Raw genomic sequence first — 18,973 nt, 5'->3', positions numbered from 1 at the left:
CAATGCCGGCCAGCGGCCGGCACTACCGGACGCCGTTATTTGCGCTGGTCGGCGCTGGCGTCACGCACGGCGCGGAACGCCTCGTCCTTGCTCCAGTTCGGCCAATCGCGGGAATTGGCCAGCTGGTTGCCCAGCGTGTACAGCACTTCCAGGTCGCGCGCGGCACCGGCAAACACCCAGTCCGGCTGCCACTCGTCGCCCTGCTGGTGATAGCGCTTGGCGGTGTAGTCCTCGGAGGCCTTCCTGCCTGCGGCCACGCCACCGTCCACCCAGTCCTGGCCGGCCGACCAGGACAGCGCCGGCACGCCACGCTTGGCGAACGGGAAGTGGTCGGAGCGGAAGAACAGGCCCGCTTCCGGCTTCGGGTCCGGCGTGTAGCGGATATCCCAGCCCTTGGCCACGTCCTTCAGCTGGTCCAGCAGCTCGAAGCGCGCGGCACCGTAGATGCCGAAGTCACGCGACGGGCCGAACGGCGCCATGCCGTCCATGTTGATCACGGCCACGGTCTTTTCCAGCGGATACAGCGGATGGGTGGCGTAGTACTCAGAACCCAGCAGGCCCTTTTCCTCGGCGGTGACCGCCAGGAACAGCAGCGAGCGCTGCGGGCGCTTCTCCTTGGCGAAGCCACGGGCCAGCTCGACCAGCGAGGCGGTGCCGCTGGCGTTGTCCAGCGCGCCGTTGAAGATGCGGTCACCGCGCGCGTCCGGCTCGCCCACGCCGATGTGGTCCCAGTGCGCGCTGTAGATGATGGTCTCGTCCGGATGGCGGCTGCCTTCCAGGCGCGCGGCCACGTTGTGAGAGGTGATCACTTCGGTCTTCACCGCGTACTTCGCGTCCAGGCTGGCGCCGGTCAGCGGCACCGGGGTGAAGTCGCGCTGCTGCGCCTTCTTCTTCAGTGCCTCGAAATCCTGCCCGGCCGAGCGGAACAGCTCCACGGCAAGGTCGCGCTGAATCCAGCCTTCCAGCAGCGGGTGGCTTTCTGCCGGGTTGTCACGCACCACGTCGAACATGGTGTTGGTGTTGGAGCCGGCCACGGTGGCCCAGCCATACGACGCCGGTGCGGTCTCGTGCACGATCAGCACGCCCAGCGCACCCTGACGGGCGCCTTCCTCGTACTTGTAGGTCCAACGGCCGTAATAGGTCATGCCCTTGCCGTCGAAATCACCTTGGCCGGTTTCGAAGTCCGGGTCGTTGATCAGCACCACGGCGATCTTGCCCTTCAGGTCCACGCCCTTGAAGTCGTCCCAGTTGCGCTCCGGTGCCTTCACGCCGTAGCCGAGAAACACCAGCGGGGCCTTGCTGATGTCGACGCTGCTGGCGCCGTTCATGGCGGCGCGCACGGCGATCTGCTTGCCCTGCTCCAGCGGCAGGGTCTTGCCGCCCTGGTGCAGCGCCAGCTGCGGTGCGCCGACGATGTCGCCCTTGCGCAGCGGCACGGCCTGGGTCCACAGGCGCTTGCCGTCCTTGAGGTCGCCGCCCGGCTGCAGGCCGGCGTCGGCAAACTGCCTGCTGAGGTAGGCGATGGTCTTTTCTTCGCCGGCGGTGGCCGGCGAGCGGCCTTCGTAGGCGTCGGAGGCCAGTTCCTTGACGTCGGCGGAGATCCGCGCGCCATCGAATTTCGGGGTGGCCGCCATCAGTGCGCTCGACACCGACAGGGCCAGCACGCCCAGTACCACTCGTTTCATTGCTCTCTCCAGCAGGGAAATCCTTCTGGAGTGTAATGGGATTCGCCAGGGCTGCGCCCTGCACCTGCCGAAACAACGGCAACAGCCGAAGCAACAGCAAAAGCTGGTTTCCTGAGGGTAGGCGGGGTCCCACTGCTGTTGGTGGGTGTCGACCTGGGTCGACACGCACGGAAACACGAAGGGGTCAGATCCTTTTCCCGCCGGAAAAGGGCTCTGACCCCATCGGTGTGTTGCTTGGGCGTGTTACCAGTTCGGGTCTTCGGCCGGGGCGGCAGCGGGCTTGGGCTTCGGCTTGGCCGCCGGGCGTGCGGCGGCGGCGGGAGCGGCCGAGGCAGTCGCACCTGCGGCGGCGGCCGGCTTGCTGCCCAGCTTCTGGCGCAGTTCGATCTGGCCCGGGCGGAAACCGCCGCGCATCGCGTCGACGCCGTCTTCGATGGTGCCGTACGAGGTCTGTGCGGCCACGCGGTCGATGCGGATGGTGCAGCACGGGTGTTCACTGCGGCCCAGTGAGCGGCCGGTCTGCGGGTCCTTCAGTTCCTCGCCCAGGCGCACGGCCTGCCAGCGCTGGCCGGCCTGCAGGGTTTCGCCACCCTGGCTCAGCACCACCTGGTCACCGTCCACAGAAACCACCGACACCGGGAACAGCGTGGTGACGATGGTGGTACCGATCTGGCCCGACAGCGATTCCATCATCGCCGCGGCCATGTTGCGGCCGTTGACCACGCGGGGCAGGGTGCTCGGGCCGGTCGAGGCCAGCTGGTGGTCGAAGCTGTCGGACATCACCACCTGGCCGGTGGTGGCGTTGATCAGGCGCAGGGTGATGCGGCCGCCACCGGAGTACGAGGTCACCTGGCGGTCGGACATGCGCAGGTTGCGCACGCTGCGCGGGTACTCGAAGCGTTCGATGGTCGGGATCAGGATCAGGTCGGTCGCCAGCTGCTGGCCGACGCGTGCGGTGTCCTGCAGGCGTACGTTGCCGCTGTTGATATGGTCGATCTCGGCCTGCAGTTCGTCGCCGAACTCTCGGTCCAGCACGATGAAGCGCTGGGTCTGGGTCAGCGTGTCGGACAGGCGCGCGCGGATCGCGTCGGCCACTTCATCGGCACTCACGCGGCCATCGCCCACGGCATAGCTGCCGGCCTTGGTGCGCGGCAGCGCGACCACGATCTTCGGCTTGCCCTGCTCGTCCGGTGCCCGGTACTGGGCAATCTGTGCACGCACGCGCACCTTCCAGTAGCTGCGCATGCTGCGGTGGGTCACGTCCGAATCGAACGAGCTTGCGCCACGCTTGGCATCGACGCTGACCTTCTCGTCGTAGCTCTCCTTGACGCTGGCCGAGGCTCCGCCGCCCTTGGCCGTGGCCTCGCCGGACGCGCTGGCAGAGGCCGAACCCTTGAAGCTCCAGCCTTCGTCGCTGGCGCGCACGCGCGCGATGGTTTCTTCATCCAGCTGCCGCACTTCGTCCTGCGACAGGATTTCATAGCCCAGCACCGCGCCCTGCGAGCCGGCGATCATCTGCTGGGTGAACGCGTCGGCGCGGATATCGCCGACGTGTTCGTCATCCACATCCACATGCAGGCCTGCACGCAGGCTCTGCATCTGGCTGGCCACGCGTACGCCGTTGACCTGCGCCACCGCCGACTGCAACGCCGCCAGCACCGCCAGTTCCGGGGTGCTGCCGATGCCGTCGGCCTCGCGCGCGACCTGGGTGGTGCCGCCGAAATCCGGCGTGCCACGCAGGGGCGCTGCTTCCACTGGCGCATTGCTGGCCAGTGCACTGGTTGCCTTGTCCTTGGCAGGTGCGGGCGCTTCGGCCGGGGTGTCCTGCTTGCCACAGGCTGCAAGCAGCGCGGCAGCCAGGCCCAGGCCGATCAAACGGGAGGTCGTACGCATGGGGATTCGCCTCGGATCAGTTCATCTTGTCCAGCTGGCCCAGCATCGAGTCGGCGTTGGACGGCACCTTGACCTTGCTCTTCTTGGCGAAGGTCACAGCCGACTTGGTCGAACCGTACAGGCCCTGGATGAAGCCCGGCGATTCCTTGGCCACCCATGCACCAGCGGCCAGCTTGCGGCCGACGGTAGCCATCTGGGTGGCGCCCAGGTTCTTCATGCCGGCGGTGAAGTTGCTGGCTTCGCCACCCAGCTTCTGCGCTTCGGCGGCCGACGCCAGCAGCGAGACCAGGCCTTCGGCGTAGTGCTGCTTGGATTCAGCGTTCAGCTCCGGCTGCGCGGCCTGGCGCTCGTCGATCGCGGCCTGGGCGGCTTCGCTGACCGACACCGACTTCTTCATCGCATCGACGCTGACCGAACCCGACGACAGCGCCTGGCGCTCGGCTTCCAGCAGCTGCACCTGCTCGGCCAGGCCGAAGGCACGGGCGAACGAGGTCTGGGCCTGCAGCGAGTGCGACTGCGAGCTGACGAAACGACGCACCAGCGCTTCCTGCGCGGCTTCGTCCGGGGCAGCGGCGCTGGAGGTGCTGCTGGAGGAGCCGGTGGAGCCACCGGCCAGGTCCTTCAGCTTGCCCAGGCCGGCATGGGCCGGCATCGACAGGGTGGCGGCCGCGATGGCCAGGGCAAGAGCGGTATTGCGGATCATGTGAGAGTCCTTTGGAAGAAACGGCCGCGTGCGGCACGTGGGGAATCGGTAACCCAGGGGCGATGCCGAGCGAGCTCGGCACCCAACGGGCCGGCGGATCAGCGGACCGCCTTGACGTTCAGTTCGTTGATCATCTGCTGGGCGGCCTTTTCGGCAGCCAGCTGCAGGGCATTGGTACGGGCCACGGTTTCATTCGGGCCGGTGCCGGAGAACTGCACCGGGCCGACCGACGACACGGTGCGCGGGAAACGACCGGTCACGTCCAGCACCTTGCCGGTGACAGTGACGAACACGCGGGTGTTGCCGCTGGCCGGATCGCGGTCACGCATGCCGACGTCGAGGGTGCCGACGGCGATGTACGGGATGTTGGCCGCACGGATGCCATTGGCGGTGTCGCGCAGGGTGGCCGGGGCCAGGTCGTTGCCGGTGCTGAAGTCCTTGCGGATGCGCTCGATGCTGAGCAGGCCGCGCGACTCGCCTTCCACGTACTCGGCTTCAACCACCTCGTAGCCGGCGGCGCTGAAGGCACCGGTCATCGCGGTGTTGACTTCGGCGGCGTTGGCCACCTTCCAGGTGATGTTGTCGGCGCGCGCGGTGGTGCTGCCGCCGCTGGTGACCGACACCGAACCGTTCTGGTTGATGCTGCCGTTGGTGCTGACCGAGTTGCCGCGGAAGCTGTCGCCTTCACGGGTGTTCTCGCTGTAGCTGCTGCTGGCGTCGACGCGGCGGTATTCCTTGTCCTGGAACGACTGCACGGTGTCCTGCGAGCGCGCCATGAACAGGAACGTCAGCAGCGAGCGCTGCGCAGCGGTGGCGCCGGCCACGGCCGAACCCGCATCCAGCTTGGTCTGCAGCAGGGTGGTGTTGATCTCGGCGCGGACGGTGACGCTGTAGGTCTTGGCCTTCTTGTCTTCGGTGTCCGACAGCTGCACGGCGCTGAGCACGTAGCGGTCGATCTCGCCGATGAACTCGGCGCGGCGCGCCTCGAACAGGCGCAGCTTGGCCGCACCGGTTTCGGCGATGTACGCCTCCAGGGCATTGACCTTGGCCTTGTTCAGGGCCTGGGCACGGGTATCGGCGCTCAGGCGCAGGCCGTAGCTGGCCGAGCCGGTACCGCGCGAACTCGCGGTCTGCGCAGCGACCGGCGAGGCCACCGCCAGCGCGATGAGGATGAGCAGGATGGTACGCATCAACGACATGACTTGATCAACTCCTGGATGGCTTGGGTCTGCTGCTGCAACGGGCGGCCGCCCGGCTTCTGTTCGTCCAGCCAGGCGCGCGAATCGGCACGCTTGGCGGCGGCGCCGGCGAAGGCGTCGAAGCCGGCCAGCAGGGTTTCGTAGCTGGCCGACCACTGGTCGACCTGCCACTGCGTGACCGGCACCACCTTGGTGGCCCCCTTGCGCAGCGGCTGTTCGAAATAGACCTTGCCCGAGAACGGCTCGCTCACCTTGGCGGTGAAGAAGGCGCCGAACAGCATCGTCTTCATCGCCGGGGTTTCCTCGATCACGCCGTTCTTCAGTGCATCGACCTGCAGCTGGATGACGTAGTCGGGTTCGGGAATCTTCAGCTGGTAGACCTTGCCGTCGGCAAAGCGGGCGGCCATCGCACCGCCGATCGCCTGGCCCGAGGCCGGCGGCAGCAGGCCAACGCCGGTGTTGGACGACAGCGTCTTGGACAGTTCGTGCGCAAGCGTGGCACGCAGCGGTGCTTCCCACTTCGGATCGGGCAGCTTGGCGCGTGCCGCGTCGGACAGGGTCACCCCGCCCACCTGCAGGCGACGCACGGCGGCATCGGGCAACCGCGCCTGCGCCAGGCTGGCCGCCAGTACCTGCGACAGGCTGGTATCGGCACCGCCGTACAGCAGATCGGCGACGATCGCGTCGATATCGTCGTTGTCCGGACGGTAGTCCTGCACGTCGATGCGCTGCAGGGTGAGCGGATAGGAGGCGATCACCTGGCGCTCGCGGAAGTCGAAGAACAACGCCTGCAGCGCCACTTCCACCAGCACCTTGTACTGGTCGCCGATCGGTTCGACCGAGACCAGCTCGCGATCCAGCGCAGCGGCCAGCACGGTGGCACTGGTGGTGCCGTCGAGCATCGCCACCGGCTGGTCGATCAGCTCCAGGTGGGCCGGTGCGCGGCGCTTGAGCGACTGTGCCAGCGTCTGGTTCAGCGGGACCAGCCCACGCCGTTCCAGCACCGCGTGCGCATGCGGGGTGGTCGCCTGCACGGCGGCGGCGTCAGCGGTATAGGCAAAACCGGCCCAATAGGCCTGCTGTGATTTGTCCGCAGCCTGCACGGCCATCGGCCATACGGCCACGCACAGGGCACAGGCAAGCAGGCGCGCAAAAGCGCGCGATGCGCTCTTCGTCCTTGAATACATCCAACCGCTCCTCGGTCAATACGCACGGATCGCGGACGCTGATGCGTCCGCTGGGCGCGAAACATAGCCGCTCAGGCGGCCGGCGACAAGTGCTGCCTTTGTCGGCTCAGTCCGTAGGGGGCAGGCCCGCCCGTTGCCGCAGCAGTCCGCGCTCGGCCTGGTTCTGGCTGAGCCGAGCGGCTTGGCCAAAAGCGTCACGCGCATCCTGCTCACGCCCCAGTGCCTGCAGCAGCTCGCCGCGCACCACCTGCAGCGGCGCGTAGTCGCGCAGGCGCGGATCGACCAGCAGTGGCTGCAGTTGTGCCCACGCGGCGAAGGCACCGTCGCTGCGCAGGATCGCCACCACCCGGTTCAATGCCACCACCGGCGAAGGTTGCACCTGCAGCAGCTGTGTATAAAGCGCAGCAATACGCGGCCAATCAGTGGCGTCAGCATGCCGCGCAGCCGCATGGCAGGCCGCGATGCGCGCCTGCAGCACGTAGGGATCCTGGTCGCCACCGATGGCCAATGCGCGCGCCAGCACCTGCTGCCCACGTTCGATCTGCAGCCAATCCCAGCGCGCGCGGTTCTGCTGGTCCAGCAGCACCGGCACCCCCTGCGCGTCCACCCGTGCCGCTGCACGCGAGGCCTGCAGTTCCATCAGCGCCAGCAGGCCCAGTACCGGCGGCACCGGCAACCGATGCGCCAGGATGCGGGCCAGCCGCAGCGCTTCCTCGCACAGCGCCGGGCGCATCCAGTCATCACCGGCGCTGGCGGCGTAGCCTTCGTTGAACACCAGATAGATCGCTTCCAGCACCGAGGCCAGGCGCTCCGGCATCGCGTCCGCGCGTGGCACTTCATAGGGCACCTGCTTCTGCGCCAGCGTGCGCTTGGCGCGCACGATGCGCTGGGCGATGGTCGGCTCCGGCTGCAGGAACGCACGCGCGATCTCGACGGTGGTCAGGCCACCGAGCAGGCGCAGGGTCAGTGCCACCCGCGCATCGGCCGGCAGCACGGGATGGCAGGCCACGAACATCAGCCGCAGCAGGTCATCGCCCAGGTCGTCCTCCAGTGCCCGGCTGTCATCCGGCGCCGGCAGTGCCGCCGGATGCAGTTCCTCGCCCCACTGCGCATGCTGCTGCGTCACCCGCTGGTGCTGGCGCAGCACATCGATGGCACGGTTGCGCGCGGTGGTCATCAGCCAGGCTCCGGGGTTGTCCGGGATACCCTGCTCCGGCCAACGCTCCAGCGCGGCCAGCCAGGTGTCCTGGGCCAGCTCCTCGGCACGGCCGACATCGCCACCGAGCAGCCGCGCCAGGCGCGCAATCAGCACTGGCGACTCCATCCGCCAGAGGGTTTCCAGACGCTGCGTCAGTGCGGGCTCGAGCATGCGCCGATCACAGCACGCACGCCCGGCCCGCACAAGCGCCGCAGCTCACGCTTCAACAATCGGCTTGAAACCGCCCCAGAACATGCGCCGGGTATCGAATGGCATGTCCTTCGGGCCCAGCGACGCCAGCCGCGGGTCGGCCATCACCTTCGCGTTGATGCGGTCGCGTGCCGCGCGCGAGCGGAACACCACGAAGGCGACGATCACCGTCTCGCCCGGTTTCGCCTTGACCGCGCGCGGGAAGGAGGTGCTCTTGCCCGGCTCCACATCGTCGGCCACGCATTCCATGTACTGCAGCGCGCCATGGTCCTTCCACACCGCACCGGCCTTGCGGGCAAGGCGACGGTAGGCCGCCACCTTGTCCTGCGGGCACGGCAGCACGTAAGCGTCCACGTAAGCCATGCGGGTTCTCCCTGCGGCGGCCGTCAGCCCGGCTCGCCGTCCATGTGTGCGATTTCCCAGAGATGGCCATCCAGGTCCTGGAAGCCACGCTGGTACATGAAACCGTAGTCGCGCGCGGGCTGCGGTTCACTGGCGCCGGCCGCCAGAGCCTTGTCCACCATCACGTCCACCGCCTTGCGGCTGTCCGCCGACAGGCAGGTGATCACCTCGGTCTGGCTGCGTGCGTCGGCGATCGGCTTGGTGGTGAACTGCTTGAAGAACGGCTGGGTCAGCAGCATCACGAAGATGCTCTCGCTGATCACCATGCAGGCGGCATCGTCATTGGTGAAGGTCGGGTTGAAGCTGTAGCCAAGCGCTGCGAAAAAGGTCTTGGACGCGTTCAGATCCTGCACGGGCAGGTTGACGAAGATCATCTGCGGTTGCGGTGCACTCATCGGTGAAGCTCCTTGTGGATGAAAGAAAGAGAGGAATCAGGGCTGCTTCATGCAGTTGACCATCCACGGCTTGCCATAGCGGTCGACCAGCATGCCCCAGCGGTGCGCCCAGAACGTTTCGGCGATCGGCATCTGCACCTGGCCCCCCTCGGCCAGCGCGGCAAACACGCGTTCGGCTTCTTCGATGCTGTCGACATCAACATTGATGGTGGTCGAGCCACCCTCGCCGCCGCCGGGGCCGTCGGCCGCCATCACGATGGCGTTGCCGATCTCCAGCTGGCTGTGGGCGACGTGGTCCAGGGTTTCCGGCGGCATCTCGTTGCAGCCCGGCGAGCCATCGGAGGGCGGCATGTCGCGGTATTTCATTTCCGAAGTGACCTGGCCACCGAGTGCCTTGGCGTAGAACGCCATCGCCTCGTGGGCCTGGCCGCTGAAGCCGAGGAAGGGAATCAGTCTCATGGCAATACTCCGTGATGTGGTTCAGGGCGGTAGCGCCGGGTCGTGCCCGGCGTGGAGATGAATCGGGTCAACCTTCCAGCTGTGCACGCAGACGCTGTTCCTGCTGCTGTAATTCGGGGGTGAAGGCTTCACCGAAGTCTTCAGCGGAGATCAAGGGACGCAGTTCGAGCGTGCCGCCACTGCCGAACGGCGCGCGGCTGGCCCATTCAACCGCTTCGTCCAGCGACCGCACCTCCCACAGCCAGAAGCCGGCGATCTGTTCACTGGCAGGACCGAACGGACCGGCCTCGACCTGGGGTGCCCCGCCGCCGAAGTGAATGCGACGGCCGCGCTGGGTGGCGTGCAGGCCTTCACCGGCCAGCATGATGCCGGCGGCCACCAGTTGTTCGTTGAAGGCGCCCATTTCGGACAGTTCCTGTTCGCTGGGCATGCGGCCGGCTTCGGAGTCGGCGTTGGCCTTCACGATCACCATCACTTTCATTGCGGTCTCCCGTGGGGACGCGTGGTGCGTGCCCTTCATTGGGTACAACGAACCAGGGGGCTGGGAATCGACACGTCCTCTGAAAATTATTTCTTCCGTGGAAAGCGCGCCTTCGGCGGAGGTCGGCGAACGGCGGAGCCCCTCCGTGGTGGGTTTGGGTTGGTCGCTGAAAGCTGGTTTTCTGGGAGTGGGCCGGGCGGGTGGGGTTGGCGGGGACGCCGTGAACCCATCCGTGGGGGCTTAGCCGCGGCATCCATGCCGCGGATACCCCGCCAACCCCACCCGCCCGGCCCCAGACAGATCTCTGCGGCTGCCCCACCACGGGAAAATCAAGAGAAAAGGCAAAAGCAACAGCAAAAGCAACAGCAACGGCGGTTGGCTGGCGGGCTCAGCTTTGCGAGCGAAGCGACCCGCTTTTGCTCTTGTTTGTGATTTTCCGGGGTGGACGCCGCAGGAAACTGTCCAGGGCCGGGTGGGTAGGCGGGGCGGGGGTGTCCGCGGCATGGATGCCGCGGCCAAGCCCCCATGGATGGGTTTACGGCGTCCCCCGACCCGCCTACCCACCCGGCCAAGCCCAAGCATCACGTTGTAGCGCCACCACGGAGGGGCTCCGCCGTTCGCCGTCCCCGCCGAAGGCGCGCTTCTGCGCTGCAACATGCCCACGCGCCATCCTGCGCCATCATGGGCACCCGCCCCCGCCAGGACCGTCCCATGCAGCAGTACCTGCTTCTGATCTATATCGAGCCTGCCCTGCTGCAGGCCCTGCCCATCGAAGAATTCAACGCGCTGATGCGCGACTGCCTGGCCCACGCCGACAAGCTGCAGGCCGAAGGCACGCTGCTGGCCGCGCAGAAACTGCAGCCGGTCGACACTGCACAGACCCTGCGCGTGCGTGATGGCAACAGCCGTGTTCTCGATGGCCCGTTCGCCGAAACCCGCGAACTGCTGGCCGGCTTCAACCTGATCGTCGCCCGCGACCGCGACGAAGCCATGCGCATCGCCCGCGACTTCCCGTGGGCGCGCTTCGGCAGCATTGAAGTGCGGCCGCTGGAAGACATGGACGCCGAGCGCGAACGCTGCGGCGCCCCGGCTGCGGCTATGGCAGCAGCCGTACCCTGATCTCGCGCGGGCCGACGCCTTCGTTGCCGCTGTAGTCGCGCACGCTGGCGCGCACGATGTACTCGCCCGGCGGCAGCGCCGCCGGCTGCCAGCGCCCGGTTTCCATCAGGCCGTCGCGCACGGTGTTGGTGGCCAGGTAGCGGAAACGGGTGACCGCGCTGCCATGCACGGTGATGCCGCTGTCCGGTGCGTAGGCCACGCGCACCGCTTCCTTCTGCGGCGGCATGCGGTTGAACACGATGTTCCAGCGCGGCTGCTCGTAACCCTGCAGCGGCTGCCCAGCGGCATCGAGGATCTGGTAACCGACCTGGTACATGCCCAGGCGGCGGCGCGGCAGGTTGTTGTCGACCTGGTCCCAGGCCTCGACCACGATCTGCACGCCGCGGCCCTGGCGCGCCACCATCACCACGCCATCGCCGCCCGCCGCCATCGGCTGGTCGTTGTCGTCCAGCAGGGCCACATCGGTGATGCGCGGCGCGAAGTGGTCGGCGTAGCCCTGGAAGCCCAGCGCCACCGCGTTGGTCTCGAAGCCGCCGGTACCCACCGCCAGGTGCACGTGCGCCTGGTTGTTGATGCTGCCCAGGCGGTCACCGACGTGGATGCGCATGCCGCGGCGCACGCGCATCCGCTCCAGCCTGCCCTGCTCGTCGTACAGCGCCTGCCAGCGCGCATCGTAGGGTTCGTCGCGCGGGGTGCGGCCGACCCGCATGTGGATGTACTTGAGGCGATCCACGACCAGGCCCTCGGCCTGCTCACCCAGGTTCCAGGCGGCCACCGGGCTGCTGATCTTGCCTTCGGCGATCGCCAGCACGGTCTGGCCCACATCACCGCGCACGTCGAAGCCGCCATGCAGGTGGTGGCGGCTCTCACCGGTGAAGTTGCCGCGCACCTCGCCCAGGGTGCCGACCACTTCGTGCCAGCCGTCCTGCGGTGCCAGCGGCCAACGGCCCCCGGTCTTCGGCAGCGCGGCATCGGCAGCCGGGCCGACCAGTGCCGGTGCCGGCAGGTCGCCCACCGGCAGCGGGCGCAGGCGATGCAGGCGGTAGCTGGCGGCGTCGGCCACCAGCACGCTGCCATCGGCATCCAGCGCCAATCCGCTGGGGCGGGCCAGGCGCGGCAGGCGGCCATTGCCGACCAGCGCGATCTGATGGCCCTGCGGCGTCACCTGCACGATGCGGCCATCGAGATCACCCACGTACAGCACGCCGTCATGGGTGGTGGCCAACGACAGCGGCCCATTGATCACGCCACCGGCGGCGACCACGGTGCTGACCGTACCATCGGCACCCACCCGGCGCACGGCGTTGTTGAACAGGTCGGCCACCAGCAACGCGCCCTGCGCGTCGAAGGCCAGCGCCACCGGCGTATCGAAGCGCGCAGCGGCGCCCACGCCATCGGCAAGGCCCGGCCGATCACCACCGGCCAGGGTGCGCACGCTGCCATCCGTACCGATCACCCGGATGCGATCGTTGAACGTATCGGCCACGTAAACCTGGCCCTGCGCATCCACGGCGATGCCCATCGGCGCATCGAAGCGGGCCTGCGCGGCAGGGCCGTCGGCGTGGCCCTGTTCGCCACCGGCCAGCGTGGTCACCTGGCCATCGGTGCTGATGCGGCGGATCGCATGGTTGCCGGTGTCGGCCACATACAGGTTGCCCTGCGCGTCGGCGGCAATGCCCGAAGGCGTGTTGAAACTGGCCTGCAGTGCAGGGCCATCGACACGTCCCTCGCCCTGCCCGGCCACCGTTTCAACGCGGCCATCGGGAAGGCGGCGACGGATCCGGTTGTTGTCGCCGGCATCGGTGAAATAGACGCTGCCATCGGCACTGCGCAGCAACGCGTACGGATCGGCGAAGCGTGCCTGCGCGGACGCGCCATCACGGTCACCCGGGTGGCCATCGCCGGCCAGCGGTTCGATCTGCGCGGTCCACGCCAACGGCGTCGGAGCCGGACCCGCCGGTTCAGCCAGCGTATGCAGCGGTGTCTCCCACCAGGTCGCAGCCAATGCCACTACCGTCGCCAACGCTACGCCTGCCGCCATCCATTGCCACCGTGCCATCGTGCTGCGCTGCCTGCCTGCTGTCTGAAGAGGCACCGACAATAGACGCTGCGCGTGCGATCCGCCACGGCCGATTGTGCGGCTGAACGCCAGAATTCGCTTCGTCGTGCTTGTCCTCGCTGGCTGCAGCAGGTTCAATGCGGTTCCCACGGATGGAGATTCTCCATGCCCCGCGTTCTCCCGCTCACCGCCCTGCTGCTGGCCGCATTGGCCAGCACATCCGCCACTGCCTCGATCACGGTGGCGCCGCAGAAGCCGTCAATCACCGCCGATGCGATGCATCAGGCCTATGCCACGCGCTGGGATGAGGCCATCCAGCAGTCACGCAGTGGCAACACGCTGGGCGCGCTGATCAGCATGGAACGGCTGATGGAGGATCCCCTGCTGGACGACTTCGATGCCGAGCATCGTGGCCGCGCCTCGCAGGTCGCTGGCTGGACCGCACTGATGCAGAAGAAGCCGGCCCTGGCCCGCCGCTACCTGCAGCGGGCGCAGGAGGCCCTGCCGGAGGATGCACAGATCCTGCTTACCCAGGTGTCGGTGGAACTGTCGGACAACATGCCGGCCGCAGCCACCACCTTCCTGGTGAAGGCACTGCAGCATGCCGACGCGCCGCTGCCGGTCGATCACCACGCCATCAACTACCTGCAGTACCGCCTGCGTGACCAGCCGATGAAGCGCATGGACCTGCTGCAGGCGCTGTTTGACAACGGCTGGAAAAGTGCCGGCCTGGAACCCACCGGGCTGTGGCTGACACTGGCCACGCTGCAGGCCGACAATGGCCGTGGCGACAGCATTCCAGCCACGCTGGCCCGCATCGACAGCCCGGCCGAGATCATCCGCCTGCGCAGCGACAAGCGCTTCGACCGTTATGTCGATCGCGGCGATGCGCGTTTCGATCCGGTGCAGGCGGCGCAGCGCCACCTCGATGAACTGCGCGTCTCCGGCCTGCTCGACCGTGCACTGGACGCGCGCATGGCCGAGTTCAGCACCACCCTGCTGATGCTGGACCGCAACGAGGAAGTGCTGTCGTTGACCGAGGGCATGGCCGGTGCCGCGAGCAACGGCGAATCACCTGCCGCCGCCGAAGCGGAATGGGTGGCCTGGCTGCTCAACAGCCGGCTCACCGCACTGCGCCGGCTGGGCCGCACCGATGAGGCACTGGCCACGGCGCAACAGGCCCAACGCATCGGCGCACTCGGCCCGGATGGTGTCGAGCACCAGATGAATGTCGGCTTCGTCTTCAGTTCGCTGGGGCGCATGCAGGACGCTGCGCAGGCAGTGAATGACATGCCGGGCCTCGCCGGCTACGGCAAGGCCGCGCAGGCGCTGCTGCAGTTCGCCGCCGCCCGCGAGCGCGGTGATGCCGAGGCGCGCGACGCAGCACGCGCGGTGATCCTGGCCCAGCGCGAGGATGCCCGCCTGTTCCATCGCGAAATGCTGCTGGAGGAAGGCAACCTGGACGGTGCCGCCGCCGTGCTGATCGAACAGCTGCGCTCGCCCATCGAACGCGGGGAAACCCTGGCCAGCCTGCAGGACATGCGGACCTATCCGTCATTGCCGGGCGATGTGCGCATCGATGCCGCGTGGCGTGCACTCAAGCAGCGTGCCGACGTGCAGGCCGAGGTGGCACGCGTCGGCCGCATCGAGCGCTACGACCTGGTCAGCAGCTCCACCTCGCGCTGAGCGGCTTTTGTGTAGAGCCGAGCCGATGCTCGGCGGCAATTGGCGCAGCCGAGCATCGGCTCGGCTCTACAACGCCACGTGCAGGCAGCACCGTCCGCTAGCGCGCCGGCACTTCGGTGCGGATGCCCATCGCTTCCCGGTAGCGTGCATACAGCGCCATCACCTTGTCCACGTAGGCCAGGGTTTCGGCGTAGGGCGGCACGCCCTTGTAGCGGGTGACCGCACCGATGCCCGCGTTGTAGGCAGCCGCCGCCAACGGGCGGTCGCCGTTGTAGCGGCGCAGCAGCGCGCGCATGTAGCGCGCGCCACCCTCGATCGACTGCTGCGGCGAGAACGGATCGCTCACCCCGTATTCCTGCGCGGTTTCGGGCATCAGCTGCATCACGCCCTGTGCGCCCTTGCTGGATACCGCCAGCGCGTCGAAATTGCTTTCGGCGTGGGCGATGGCACGCAGCCAGGCATCATCGACGCCGGTGGCCTTGGACGCGGCCTTGAACTGCCGGGCGTGCTGCGCCAGCTGCGGCGTGCCGACCTTGCCCAGGCCCTCGTGCGCCGGCTCGCCTGGCGGCGTGGCCACGGTGAACTTCAGGAACACCCGCGAGCCGGGCAGGTTGCGCGTGGAGTAGACCAGCGCCCCGTCCTGTTCGCGCTCGTACAGCACGCCGCTGAACACGCCCATGTTGCCCCACAGGTTCGGGGTCTGGACGGCGTTGTCGTCGATCTCCTTCGGCGTGCACCGCGATCCCGGCTCCGGCGCGGTGGCCAGGCTGACGGTGTTGCCCTGCACGCAGCGGTAGACGGTGCGCGCGGCGGCCAGCCCGGGCCACAGGCTGGGCAGCAGCAACAGCGCGAGCAGGAGGGGGCGAGGGGACATGGCGGCCGGATGATCCGGCCGTGCCCGCTAATGTTGGGTGAATGGGGGCCGGCAGGGCGGCGTCCTGCACCCGTGGTAGTGCCGGCCGCTGGCCGGCAACCTCCCGCGACCTGCCGGGGTCAGATCCCGTTGCTGAGCAACGGGATCTGACCCCACTTCGGATCACTTCGCGGTCCTCCGACGCACCCAATAGCCCACGCCCAGCAGCACGAACCACGCCGGGCTGGCGATCAGCGCCTGGCGGGTGTCGCCCTGCAGGCTCAGCAGCACCAGCACGGCGGCGAAGAACACCAGGCAGGCCCAGCACATCGCGACGCCGCCGGGCATCTTGAAGATCGATGCAGCATGGCGCTCCGGATAGCGACGACGATAGGCCATGTAGGCCACCAGGATCAGCGACCAGACGAAGATGAACAGCACCGTCGCCAGCGTCGTCACCAGGGTGAAGGCGGTCACCAGGTTGGGAATCAGGTAGATCAGCAGCGTGCCGCCCAGCAGGCACAGGCACGAGAACAGCAGGCCACGGGCCGGCACTGCGGCGCGCGACAGTTTCGACAGCCCGCGCGGGGCGTGGCCCTCTTCGGCCAGGCCGTACAGCATGCGGCTGGTGGAGAAGATGCCGCTGTTGGCCGAGGACGTGGCCGAAGTCAGCACCACGAAGTTGATCAGGCTGGCGGCGGCGGGAATGCCGGCCAGCACGAACAGCTGCACGAACGGGCTCTTGTCCGGCACCACCTGGCGCCACGGGGTGACCGCCATGATCGCGATCAGCGCCAGCACGTAGAAGATGATGATGCGCACCGGGATCGAGTTGATCGCCTTGGGCAGGTTGCGCTCGGGGTCGGCGGTTTCGGCGGCGGTGGTGCCGACCAGCTCGATGCCGACGAAGGCGAACACCGCAATCTGGAAGCCGGCGAAGAAGCCGACCAGCCCCATCGGAAACATGCCACCGTCATTCCACAGGTTCGACAGCGACGCGGTGTGGCCGCTGGGTGAGGTGAAGCCCCACGCCACCAGCCCGGCGCCAGTGATGATCAGCGCGCAGATCGCCACGATCTTGATCAGCGCGAACCAGAATTCCATTTCGCCGAACAGCTTCACCGTCACCAGGTTCAATGCCAGCAGCAGCATCACGCAGGCCAGCGCCGGTTTCCAGGCTTCAAGCCCGGGGAACCAGAACTGCGCGTAGGCGGCAATGGCGATCACATCGGCGATGGCGGTGACGATCCAGCAGAACCAGTAGGTCCATCCACAGAAGAACCCGGCCCACGGGCCGAGCAGGTCGGTGGAGAAATCGATGAAGGATTTGTACTGCAGGTTGGACAGCAGCAGTTCGCCCATCGCGCGCATCACGAAGAACAGCATCGCGCCGATGATCAGGTAGACGAAGACGATGGAGGGGCCGGCCAGGCTGATGGTCTTGCCCGATCCCATGAACAGGCCGGTGCCGATGGCACCGCCGATGGCGATCAGTTGCAGGTGGCGGTTGGACAGGCTGCGGCGCAGGTGCTCGGGGGGCGTTGCGGGCTCGGTCATGGGCGCGGGCAAAAGGGGCGGGCGAAGCATTCGACGGTAGTCCTCCGCGGCGCCGAGCGCCAGCGCCAGACGGACCTATTGCGTCAAAGCGGGCCGCTTTCACCACAATGTGACCGAATACCGTATTGATCCCATTCCGCCCGGCCCGGCGCCATGCTCAGATAGCCGCACCTGCCCAAGGACCGGCCCACCATGCGCCCTGCCCCGCCCGCCCCGCTGGAGCCCCGGCCATGAGCCGGCTGCGCGTCATCATCGGCGGCACCGCCCTGGCCCTGCTGGCCGCTGCGCTGCCGATCGCGGTCATGGCCTACGCCACCTGGGACCGCGCGATCAGCGTCGAACAGCAGCGCCTGCGCGACATCGCCGATCGCACCCTGCGCCGCTCCGACCTGTCCTACCAGGAAGCGCTGGCGGCACTGAAATCGGCCGAGGCCGGTGCCTACGCATCCTGCAGTCCCGAACACATCCGGCGCATGCAGACCCTGGTGATGACCACCCCATCGATCGACCAGATGGGCTACTTCGAAGGTGGCAAGCTGCGCTGCACCTCGTGGGGTCCGTTCCTGTCCGATGTGGATCAACCCACGCCGGACCACGTCACCAGCGATGGCGCAGGCATTGCAGTGGATGTGCGCCCGGAAATCAGCGGCCGCCGCCAGGTGCTGGCGGTCCTGTATGGGTCCTACGACGCACTGGTGGACCCGCGCCGCTTCGTCGATGTCATTGCCGACCCGAACGTGCGGCTGGCGCTGGCCAGCCCCGATGGACGCCTGCTGGCCAAACAGCCCGGCCTGGATCCGGACCTGCTGCAGGCACTGCTGCGCGACCCCGGCGAAGGCCTGGATCACGCCACGCTGTTCGCCACCGCGCGCAACGAGGAATGGCTGGCCATCGCCACCACGCCGCGCACCGCGCTGGCCGCCGCCTTCCGCCAGCAGGCATGGCTGTACGTGCCGGTCGGCCTGCTGCTGGCCGCCGCCGGGGCCGGCCTGGTGATCTGGCTGTCGCGGCGCCGCCTGTCGCTGCGCGGTGAGCTGGCCACCGCCATCCGCCGCCGCGAGCTGTACCTGCATTACCAGCCGATCATCGAACTGGACACCGGCATCTGCGTCGGCGCCGAGGCGCTGGTGCGCTGGCAACGCCCGGATGGCACCCAGGTGCGGCCGGACCTGTTCATTCCGCTGGCCGAAGAGGCCGGCATGATCGCCGACGTCACCGACCTGGTGATCGAGAACGTGGTGCGCGACATGCGCGAGCTGCTGGTGGCCGACCGCAGCGCGCACATCGCGATCAACCTCGCCGCCGAAGACATCAGCAGCGGCCGCGCCCTGAAGATGATTTCCCGGCACATGGCCGGCAGCGGCATCCTGCCGCAGCAGATCTGGATGGAGGCCACCGAACGTGGCTTCCTCGACCTGGACCGCGCGCGCACCATGCTTGCCGCCGCCCGCCGCGCCGGCCACAGCGTGGCGATCGACGATTTCGGCGTCGGCTTCTCCAGCCTGCAGTACCTGCAGCAGCTGCCACTGGATGCGCTGAAGATCGACAAGTCGTTCATCGATGCGATCGGCACCGAAAGCGCCACCAGCCCGGTCACGCCGCACATCATCGACATGGCCAAGGAGCTGGGCCTGTGGGTAGTGGCCGAGGGCGTGGAAACCGAAGCGCAGCTGGCCTACCTGCACAGCCGGCATGTGGAATTCGGCCAGGGCTGGCTGTTCTCGCGGCCGCTGCCGCGTGATGAGTTCGTCGCCTTCCACCACAAGCGGCAGCAGCAGTACGGCGCTGCACGCGAGCACATGCAGAACCCGCGCAGCGTGCCGATCGAGCGTGAAGGGATCGAGTAGGACGGCCAACGGCAGAGCCCCTGGTGGTGGGTCGCGTACA

16 protein-coding genes are annotated in these 18,973 nt (G+C 67.8%); 3 read left to right on the top strand and 13 right to left on the bottom strand.

All coding sequences use genetic code 11. The annotated features are described in order from the left end of the window. Positions 1 to 35: 35 nt before the first annotated feature. The 10 genes from ACT6SE_RS01165 to ACT6SE_RS01120 form a co-directional block, all read right to left on the bottom strand. Positions 36 to 1,685 carry a M28 family metallopeptidase gene (locus tag ACT6SE_RS01165; protein WP_032959265.1) on the bottom strand — a complete coding sequence of 550 codons (1,650 nt, stop codon included), beginning with the start codon at positions 1,683 to 1,685 and terminating at the stop codon, positions 36 to 38. 243 nt (positions 1,686 to 1,928) lie between these two features. Then, positions 1,929 to 3,578, bottom strand: a complete 1,650-nt coding sequence (locus ACT6SE_RS01160; protein ID WP_041863036.1) for a CsgG/HfaB family protein — start codon at positions 3,576 to 3,578, stop codon at positions 1,929 to 1,931. A gap of 16 nt (positions 3,579 to 3,594) precedes the next feature. Continuing rightward, positions 3,595 to 4,281 (bottom strand): hypothetical protein, encoded by a 687-nt coding sequence (locus ACT6SE_RS01155; RefSeq protein WP_014645778.1) that lies wholly within the window; start codon positions 4,279 to 4,281, stop codon positions 3,595 to 3,597. 98 nt (positions 4,282 to 4,379) lie between these two features. Then, entirely contained in the window at positions 4,380 to 5,480 is a 1,101-nt protein-coding gene (locus ACT6SE_RS01150) for a hypothetical protein (RefSeq protein ID WP_014645777.1), read from the bottom strand. Then, entirely contained in the window at positions 5,471 to 6,667 is a 1,197-nt protein-coding gene (locus ACT6SE_RS01145; RefSeq protein WP_444811083.1) for a hypothetical protein, read from the bottom strand. The genes ACT6SE_RS01150 and ACT6SE_RS01145 overlap by 10 nt, the downstream gene beginning before the upstream one ends. A 106-nt stretch (positions 6,668 to 6,773) precedes the next feature. After that, on the bottom strand, positions 6,774 to 8,036 hold the full coding sequence (locus ACT6SE_RS01140) for an RNA polymerase sigma factor (protein ID WP_046428591.1): 1,263 nt from the start codon (positions 8,034 to 8,036) through the stop codon (positions 6,774 to 6,776). Between the two features lie 45 nt (positions 8,037 to 8,081). Continuing rightward, on the bottom strand, positions 8,082 to 8,438 hold the full coding sequence (locus ACT6SE_RS01135) for a DUF1428 domain-containing protein (RefSeq protein ID WP_014645774.1): 357 nt from the start codon (positions 8,436 to 8,438) through the stop codon (positions 8,082 to 8,084). 23 nt (positions 8,439 to 8,461) lie between these two features. After that, a complete protein-coding gene (locus ACT6SE_RS01130) occupies positions 8,462 to 8,872 on the bottom strand; it encodes a VOC family protein (protein WP_014645773.1) in 411 nt (136 codons plus the stop codon). 36 nt (positions 8,873 to 8,908) lie between these two features. Then, positions 8,909 to 9,331, bottom strand: coding sequence for a VOC family protein (locus tag ACT6SE_RS01125; protein WP_014645772.1), 423 nt, complete (start codon positions 9,329 to 9,331; stop codon positions 8,909 to 8,911). A gap of 67 nt (positions 9,332 to 9,398) precedes the next feature. After that, the gene (locus tag ACT6SE_RS01120) at positions 9,399 to 9,812 is read right to left on the bottom strand and encodes a YciI family protein (protein WP_014645771.1); all 414 of its coding nucleotides are present in this window, start codon (positions 9,810 to 9,812) and stop codon (positions 9,399 to 9,401) included. Positions 9,813 to 10,523: 711 nt separating this feature from the next. Here ACT6SE_RS01120 and ACT6SE_RS01115 point away from each other — a divergent pair. Then, entirely contained in the window at positions 10,524 to 10,931 is a 408-nt protein-coding gene (locus ACT6SE_RS01115) for a YciI family protein (protein ID WP_012479004.1), read from the top strand. On the opposite strand, the gene ACT6SE_RS01110 is transcribed toward ACT6SE_RS01115, so the two are convergent. Continuing rightward, positions 10,909 to 12,990 (bottom strand): NHL repeat-containing protein, encoded by a 2,082-nt coding sequence (locus ACT6SE_RS01110; RefSeq protein WP_046428582.1) that lies wholly within the window; start codon positions 12,988 to 12,990, stop codon positions 10,909 to 10,911. The genes ACT6SE_RS01115 and ACT6SE_RS01110 overlap by 23 nt on opposite strands. A gap of 165 nt (positions 12,991 to 13,155) precedes the next feature. Here ACT6SE_RS01110 and ACT6SE_RS01105 point away from each other — a divergent pair, with 165 nt between their 5' ends. Further along, entirely contained in the window at positions 13,156 to 14,676 is a 1,521-nt protein-coding gene (locus tag ACT6SE_RS01105) for a hypothetical protein (RefSeq protein WP_046428581.1), read from the top strand. 97 nt (positions 14,677 to 14,773) lie between these two features. Here the strand turns inward: ACT6SE_RS01105 and ACT6SE_RS01100 are convergent, their stop codons facing one another. Further along, a complete protein-coding gene (locus ACT6SE_RS01100) occupies positions 14,774 to 15,550 on the bottom strand; it encodes a lytic transglycosylase domain-containing protein (RefSeq protein WP_046428579.1) in 777 nt (258 codons plus the stop codon). A 162-nt stretch (positions 15,551 to 15,712) separates the two neighbouring features. Further along, positions 15,713 to 17,086, bottom strand: a complete 1,374-nt coding sequence (gene cycA / locus ACT6SE_RS01095) for a D-serine/D-alanine/glycine transporter (protein WP_032962245.1) — start codon at positions 17,084 to 17,086, stop codon at positions 15,713 to 15,715. 230 nt (positions 17,087 to 17,316) lie between these two features. On the opposite strand from cycA, the gene ACT6SE_RS01090 reads away from it, so the two are divergent. Further along, entirely contained in the window at positions 17,317 to 18,933 is a 1,617-nt protein-coding gene (locus ACT6SE_RS01090) for an EAL domain-containing protein (protein WP_046428574.1), read from the top strand. Positions 18,934 to 18,973 lie beyond the last annotated feature (40 nt).

Origin of the sequence: Stenotrophomonas sp. LC732 (genome assembly GCF_052446685.1) — a bacterium.
Taxonomy (GTDB): domain Bacteria; phylum Pseudomonadota; class Gammaproteobacteria; order Xanthomonadales; family Xanthomonadaceae; genus Stenotrophomonas; species Stenotrophomonas muris.
The sequence above is the reverse complement of the archived record's forward strand: the minus strand, read 5'-3'. Positions and strand labels throughout refer to the sequence as shown.

Bases quoted from the DNA above. Each gene is read 5' to 3' on its own strand.
- ACT6SE_RS01115 (WP_012479004.1), top strand. From the start codon at position 10,524: ATGCAGCAGTACCTGCTTCTGATCTATATCGAGCCTGCCCTGCTGCAG.
- ACT6SE_RS01090 (WP_046428574.1), top strand. From the start codon at position 17,317: ATGAGCCGGCTGCGCGTCATCATCGGCGGCACCGCCCTGGCCCTGCTG.
- ACT6SE_RS01160 (WP_041863036.1), bottom strand. From the start codon at position 3,578: ATGCGTACGACCTCCCGTTTGATCGGCCTGGGCCTGGCTGCCGCGCTG.
- ACT6SE_RS01110 (WP_046428582.1), bottom strand. From the start codon at position 12,990: ATGGCACGGTGGCAATGGATGGCGGCAGGCGTAGCGTTGGCGACGGTA.
- ACT6SE_RS01165 (WP_032959265.1), bottom strand. From the start codon at position 1,685: ATGAAACGAGTGGTACTGGGCGTGCTGGCCCTGTCGGTGTCGAGCGCA.
- ACT6SE_RS01135 (WP_014645774.1), bottom strand. From the start codon at position 8,438: ATGGCTTACGTGGACGCTTACGTGCTGCCGTGCCCGCAGGACAAGGTG.
- ACT6SE_RS01155 (WP_014645778.1), bottom strand. From the start codon at position 4,281: ATGATCCGCAATACCGCTCTTGCCCTGGCCATCGCGGCCGCCACCCTG.
- ACT6SE_RS01125 (WP_014645772.1), bottom strand. From the start codon at position 9,331: ATGAGACTGATTCCCTTCCTCGGCTTCAGCGGCCAGGCCCACGAGGCG.
- ACT6SE_RS01130 (WP_014645773.1), bottom strand. From the start codon at position 8,872: ATGAGTGCACCGCAACCGCAGATGATCTTCGTCAACCTGCCCGTGCAG.
- ACT6SE_RS01150 (WP_014645777.1), bottom strand. From the start codon at position 5,480: ATGTCGTTGATGCGTACCATCCTGCTCATCCTCATCGCGCTGGCGGTG.
- cycA (WP_032962245.1), bottom strand. From the start codon at position 17,086: ATGACCGAGCCCGCAACGCCCCCCGAGCACCTGCGCCGCAGCCTGTCC.
- ACT6SE_RS01120 (WP_014645771.1), bottom strand. From the start codon at position 9,812: ATGAAAGTGATGGTGATCGTGAAGGCCAACGCCGACTCCGAAGCCGGC.
- ACT6SE_RS01145 (WP_444811083.1), bottom strand. From the start codon at position 6,667: ATGTATTCAAGGACGAAGAGCGCATCGCGCGCTTTTGCGCGCCTGCTT.
- ACT6SE_RS01105 (WP_046428581.1), top strand. From the start codon at position 13,156: ATGCCCCGCGTTCTCCCGCTCACCGCCCTGCTGCTGGCCGCATTGGCC.
- ACT6SE_RS01100 (WP_046428579.1), bottom strand. From the start codon at position 15,550: ATGTCCCCTCGCCCCCTCCTGCTCGCGCTGTTGCTGCTGCCCAGCCTG.
- ACT6SE_RS01140 (WP_046428591.1), bottom strand. From the start codon at position 8,036: ATGCTCGAGCCCGCACTGACGCAGCGTCTGGAAACCCTCTGGCGGATG.